Annotated in this window: 6 protein-coding genes; 4 read left to right on the forward strand and 2 right to left on the reverse strand. The window is 28.5% G+C overall.

The genetic code is table 11. The annotated features are described in order from the left end of the window. Positions 1–319 precede the first annotated feature (319 nt). A complete protein-coding gene (locus SPD90_RS01660; protein ID WP_320924104.1) occupies positions 320–1,417 on the forward strand; it encodes a KamA family radical SAM protein in 1,098 nt (365 codons plus the stop codon). A 75-nt stretch (positions 1,418–1,492) separates the two neighbouring features. Here SPD90_RS01660 and SPD90_RS01665 read toward each other — a convergent pair whose 3' ends face one another. Further along, positions 1,493–1,708: a DUF2992 family protein gene (locus SPD90_RS01665; protein ID WP_320924105.1), complete on the reverse strand. Its 216-nt coding sequence runs from the start codon at positions 1,706–1,708 to the stop codon at positions 1,493–1,495. 133 nt (positions 1,709–1,841) lie between these two features. Continuing rightward, on the reverse strand, positions 1,842–2,252 hold the full coding sequence (locus SPD90_RS01670; RefSeq protein WP_320924106.1) for a hypothetical protein: 411 nt from the start codon (positions 2,250–2,252) through the stop codon (positions 1,842–1,844). Positions 2,253–2,494: 242 nt separating this feature from the next. Here SPD90_RS01670 and SPD90_RS01675 point away from each other — a divergent pair, with 242 nt between their 5' ends. From SPD90_RS01675 to SPD90_RS01685, 3 genes are read left to right on the forward strand one after another with little or no spacing between them, the layout of a single operon-like run. Next, positions 2,495–4,162, forward strand: a complete 1,668-nt coding sequence (locus SPD90_RS01675; RefSeq protein ID WP_320924107.1) for an NEAT domain-containing protein — start codon at positions 2,495–2,497, stop codon at positions 4,160–4,162. 9 nt (positions 4,163–4,171) lie between these two features. Beyond that, positions 4,172–4,792, forward strand: a complete 621-nt coding sequence (locus tag SPD90_RS01680) for an NEAT domain-containing protein (protein ID WP_320624650.1) — start codon at positions 4,172–4,174, stop codon at positions 4,790–4,792. After that, a complete protein-coding gene (locus SPD90_RS01685) occupies positions 4,793–5,344 on the forward strand; it encodes a class D sortase (RefSeq protein ID WP_320624651.1) in 552 nt (183 codons plus the stop codon). The last annotated feature ends 34 nt before the right edge of the window (positions 5,345–5,378 follow it).

Genomic DNA, 5,378 nt, shown 5'->3' on the forward strand with positions numbered 1-5,378 from the left:
GAAGATATGCTTAATTTCTGTAATTACTCGTATATATTAAAGCATGGAGATTTTGTAAACTATGTAAAAAAGGGTGATAAATTTATAATAAGTGAAAAAGAAGGATTTAGTGGAAGTGAAGAAATTTTAAATAAAGTCGTATTATGTCAAAATAACTTGAATTTTTAAAATATATTGTAAAATATTGTAATAAAATAAGGTATAATATAAATGGAAAAACTTAGTAATCATTGATATAATATAATTATAGAAAAATTTTAATTTAAAGATTATTAAATTAATGTGTATTTTTCAAAAATTATATTGAGGGGTGATATTTATGAGTTATCCAGTAATATTAGAGAAAAATATAAATAAATTAAATGATTTATTTATGCTCTTAGATTTAAGCCCGAGTGAGATAGATAGTATAAAAGAGATATCAGAAAAGTTTCCGATATCAATACCGCCGTATTATTTATCACTGATAAATAAAGATGATAAAGACGATCCAATAAAAAAAATGTCTATACCGTCTGAATTTGAAAAGGATTTAAGAGGAACTTTTGATACTAGTGGAGAGGGACAAAATACTGTAATTACAGGTATGCAGCATAAATACAAAGAGACCGCTATGATTTTATCTACAAACCAATGTGCCATGTATTGTAGACATTGCTTTAGAAAGAGACTTGTTGGATTATCTGACGAGGAAATTGCCAAACATTTTGATGAAATGGCAGAGTATATAAAAGAGCACAAAGAAATATCAAATGTATTGATTTCTGGTGGAGATTCTTTTGTAAATTCAAATTCAAAAATAAAAGAACTGTTAGAACTTTTTACTTCGATTGATCACTTAGATTTTATAAGATTCGGGACTAGAATACCAGTCGTAATGCCTCAAAGAATATCAGAAGATTATGAATTATTAAACATATTAAGGGAATATTCAAAGAAAAAACAAATTTATGTAGTCACACAATTTAATCATCCAAATGAAATAACAAAGGAATCGAAAAAAGCTGTAAAATTACTTCAAAAAATTGGAGTAGTGGTTAAAAATCAAACTGTGCTTTTAAAAGGTGTAAACGACTCTCCTGAAGTTTTAGGGGATCTATTAAAGAAATTGACGTCTTTTGGAGTTGTACCTTATTATATTTTCCAATGTAGACCAGTATCAGGTGTTAAAAGCCAATTTCAAGTTCCATTTATCAGAGGATATGAGATAGTTGAGAAGGCTAAAGCCATGCAAAATGGTCAGGGCAAGTGCTTTAAATACTGTTTCTCATGTGAAAAGGGAAAAATAGAGGTAGTTGGTAAATCAGGTAATGATATGATTTTTAAATTCCACGAGGCAAAATACGAAGAAGATCAAGGAAGGATTTTCTATAAAAAAATTGATGAAGATACTTGCTGGTTATACGATGTAGATTAATCAATAGGCTGTTTGCAAATTTATAATAGGCTCATTTTAAAGCTTGTATATACTTGCAACAGCCTAAAATTTTGTCTAAAGTAATACAGTTTTTTCAGCGTTAAATTCACTTTTTTGGAAAGTCAGATTGTTGAAATTCTTTAAGAAATATTTATAGACATCGCAAGTTGGAGGCTCAAAATCGAAAAATATTTTACATATTTCAATATCATCTCCATTTTTTCTCGAATATTCACAAATCCAATTAGGTTCTTCAAAATATATATTTAGATTTGCATATACATTATTCATATTAAATACCTCCTTAGAGCTTATTAATCTTACTTAATAAGTATTCTAGAAGTTTACAAACTATTCCAAAAACAAAAAATAAGCATAAAAAAACTTGTACCAATTTAATATTGATACAAGTTTTGTAATCGTTTTATCTCAACATTTTATCTTCTCTATCTAAAATATTGTCTACGTCTATCTTACCGTCGATAGCTTTTGTAATTGCTTCTTCTATAGTTTTACCAAGAGGCATTAAGCTAGTAGTATTATAAGATATTTTGTCTAGTGTTCCAAAACAGAATCTATATCCAGTTGAGAAAGCAAGTAAAGTGTAGTGACCATCGTATTCTTCTTTAGCTATATAATCAGCAACTACTAGAGCTTGAGCTAAATCCATTTGGTCCATATCTTTTACAAATGTAAGATTATCAGTAGATAAAACTACTTTAACAGGATTATTGTCTAATTTAACCAATGCTTCATGAGAGCTTATTTCTTTTAGGTATACTCCTAAAGTGTGAGAACTTCCAGTATTATATAAAACTCTATCACCAAATTTCATTCTAAATCCCCCTTTAAAAAACGTTTTCTTGAAAGTCTGTATTAAACTTATATTTAAATTATAGTCTAATTGATTCATATTTTCAAGAATTAACAGGTAAATATTAAATGACAAAAATATCTGAAGATTATGTAAATAAAATTCGTATATGAATATCATTGAAAAATATAATTATTTGTAATTGACATCGATTATCAAATATGATAACCTTATATTACAAAAAAAAGAAAGTGAGGAGTAACATGATATTTAGACACAAAAAATTAAGAACAGCTATGGCGATGATGGCGATTTTATCAATCTTTGGGGGAACTGTAAACAATGTATATGCAGATGGGGTTTACCAAAATAAAAGCATAGTTTCAGTTAAAAGCGATCAAATACATAAATTAAATACAGTATTAAAGCATGAAACAAAGGATGAAGAGTCATCAGCAAATAAATATGTACAGAGGAGTTACTTAAAAGTAGAAAATAATAAAAAATATATAATTATAGTTTTAAGTTCTGGACAATTGATGAAATCAGTAGTACCTACTGTAGATGGAAATGAAGTAGAGTACACAAATACTTTAGAAGAAGAAAATAGAACTATAACTTTTGAAATAGAATCTCTAGATCAGGATATAAGAATAAACTTTGAGATAAATCCTTTTGAAGGTTTTGTAGTAAAGGCAGCTTGTAGGGTAGAAGCTCAAATAGAAGATAGTTCAAGTGGAAATGAGACTGACAAGGAAGAGGATAAAGAAGAAAATGATACAATAACAGGTGCTACTCCTGACAAAAATCCTTCTGATGAAGAAGATAAAGATGATTCAGTAGAAGAAGATAAAGAAAATGAAGAGGACAAAGAGGAGGATAATAACACTGTAGATCAAGAAAAGCCAGAAGACAATAAACAAGAAAATGATAAAAATGAAATTGAAAACACTGGAAATTCAAATACTACATATAAAAATGGGTATTACCAAATAAAAAATATAGTTATCCTAGACAATGAAGTAGGATATTCGATGGTTAGAAATATTTTAAATGAAACTAGTAACTTAGAAATAAAAAACGGAAAATACTATCTTACATTTGAGATGGCACAAAGCAGTTTAATGAAGGATATAGTTATAAAGGCAAATTCCAAAACTTTATCTTATACAAAAACAAATGTTGGAAATGACACTGTAAGAATAAAATTACAAATACCTAGCTTATCATCAGTTTTAAATATAAGCTCTTATGTAACAGCTATGGGTAGAACTGTTGATTTTGATTTAAAATTAAATCAATCTACATTAAAATTTGTAAGCTCAAATGAAGAAGGCAAGCTACCAGAAAACAACAATTCTAATAATATAAATAATAATAATGGAAGTAATAGTTCAAATAATTTTGAAAATAATAATAGTAGTAATAACCTAGTAGAAAATAATACTACAATAAAAGGTAAGTTATATACAATAAAAAATGAAATCGTACACGATAATGAAACAGGAAGGAAGATGGCTAGAACTTATTTAAATGAAAGTTCAAAAATAGAGGAAATAAATGGACAGCTTTATTTAACTCTTACATTTACAGGGGTTGATTTAATGCAAAACCATAAATTCTATGTAAATGGATCATTAGCAAGTCACGAGGTTGTATCATCAACTTCTTCTAGCAAAAGCTATAGATTTAAAATAAATTCTTTAAGCGATGATATAAAAGTAAATGTATTTATAGTTCCAATGAATACAACAGTGGAATTTGGAGTTAAGCTACTTGAAAATACATATACATTTGTAAAAGATTTTGAAGTGGCTAGCAATGGGAAATTACCTCAAACTGGGAGCGTAATAAATAGTGAAGCACTATTTATGGGAGGAAGTTTAATAACTGTCCTAGGTGCATTTTTAGGAAGAAAAAAGAGAAAGTAGGAATCGAAAATGAAAAATTTAAAGCATTTATTTGTGATATGTTTGACGATAATGAGTTTGACTAATTTTTCTTTTGCAGGTGAAAAGGAAGATTTAGTGCCAGGGTTATATGAATTAAAAAACGATGTCTACCATGAACAAGAAATAGGACAAAATATGGCTAGAACTTACTTAAATGAAACTATGCAATTGGAAATTCTACAAAAAGGTGACTACAGCTATACGATAGAGTTTAGTGGAGTTGAATATATGAAGGATCACAGGATATTAGTCGATAATAAAGAAACCAATATAGATATAGTAGAAGAGACAGATTCAACTATAAAGATAAAATTCGATGCTGATTCACTAGATTCTAAAATAAAGACTCAAATATATGTAGACGCAATGGAGAGAGATGTAGAATTTGATATTATACCTGATTTTGAAACCTTAGAGCTTATCGAAGAATACGAGGTAACTGAGGAAATAGAAGAAGTTGAAGCTGTTAGAGATGAGAAAGATACAGATGAAAACACTTCAACTCAAAACGAAGCCTCTCTATACAGTAAATACAAGGTACCTGTAGTAGCAGTTGTTTTACTTGGAATAATCGCTGTAACAGGGGTTGTAGTTAAGAGAAAAAAATAAATGCGAAGAAAAATAAGTAGATTTTTAATTATTGTGGGGTTATTGATTGCAATAATCCCACAAGGATTAAAATACTATTCAAAGCAGGTTGAAAAAAACGGCATTGAGAGGTTTCAAGAAGCTATAAAAGAAGACAAGTTTCAAGAAAAAGATTACAATATTGGAGACGAAATAGCGATTATAAAAATAAAATCTCTAGATTTAGAGACTGTAATTGTAGAAGGTACAGATGAAGAGGATTTAAAATACTATATATGTCACTTTGAGGAAACTGCCATGCCGGGAGAATACGGAAATTTCTGTATCGCTGGTCACAGTAGCTATTGGTACAATCAAGTATTTAAAAAATTGCATAATGCTAAAATAGACGATGAAATAGAGATAGAAACAGCTAAAGGAAGTTTTACTTATAAAATAAATGAAATATTCGATACAGAGGCAGAAAATACTTCTGTATTAAGTCAAAGAATGGATAAAAAGGAAATAACTCTAATCACATGTACAGATGGAGGAAAGAAAAGATTGATTGTAAAGGGGGAAATTCAGGAGTAGTTTTCCCTTTTATTATGGACTTTAGTCTGTTGAG

Origin of the sequence: Intestinibacter sp., from assembly GCF_034113885.1 — a bacterium.
Lineage (GTDB): Bacteria > Bacillota > Clostridia > Peptostreptococcales > Peptostreptococcaceae > Intestinibacter.